The sequence below is a fragment of the Halorubrum sp. AJ67 genome (genome assembly GCF_000513435.1).
Map to the genome: position 1 here is coordinate 455,477 of NZ_CBVY010000002.1, position 930 is coordinate 456,406.

The 930-nt window shown below is 70.9% G+C and carries 1 pseudogene; it reads left to right on the top strand.

From position 1 onward, the window contains the following. A pseudogene (locus BN903_RS03865) lies at positions 1 to 930 on the top strand (DNA-binding protein); the annotation flags it as partial.

A 930-nucleotide genomic window follows, 5' to 3' on the forward strand; every position in this document is an offset into this window, starting at 1 on the left:
AGTCGCGTCCGATCGTCGTCCGCCACCCGGCGACCGCCGACGGCTACGTCGCGGGCGCTGCGGTCGAGCGCGCCGTCCTCCCGCTGATCCGCGACGAGCACGCGAAGAGCGACGCCGAGTACCACTACTTCACCCGCCGCCCGCTCGACGAGCCGGTGTACGGGATGGACGCGGCGACCAACGACGCGACCCGCATGCTTCAGGACCGCGACCGCCACGACGAGAAGCTCCCGCTGTTCTTACTCGTCGGGACCGGCTCGACGACCGAGTCCGCCGACGGCATCGACCTGCTGTCGGTGTACGGGGTCGACGCGGTCGTCGTCGACGCCGCGGTCGCCGACCCGGAGACCCGGGACGCGGTCGACACGCTCGTCTCGCCGGAGCTGGCCGACGTCGACGGCGACGAGATGCTCTCGACGGGCGCGCTCGTCGCCTCGCTCGCGTCGGCGATAAACGACGAGGTCCGCACGGACCTCGAACACCTCCCCGCGGTGAGCTACTGGGCGGACGCCCCGGAGCGGTACGTGAACCTCGCGCGCGACGCGGGCTACGACGCCGAGCGCGTCGCGGAGCTCCGTGAAGCGGTCGCCTTAGAGGCGTACTACCAGTCGTATCAGGACAAACGCGAACTGATCGCGGATCTGTTGTTCTCGGACGGCGGCAACCTCGCGGCGCACGTCTCCGAGCAGTTCCGGGAGAAGCTGGAGACGGAGATCAAGACTGCGGACGCGAACGTCGCCACGGAGGCGGTCGACGGCGTCGAGTTCGCGCTGCTCGACACCGACGGCTACACGCACCGGTACGACTTCCCGCCGACGCCGCTGCTCCTTGACGACCTCCACCGCCGGCGCGCGGACGGCGAGCCGTTCGCGACGGTCGGCGTCGGCACCGACGAGCTGTACGTGCGCACGACGGCCGACGTGTCGGCGG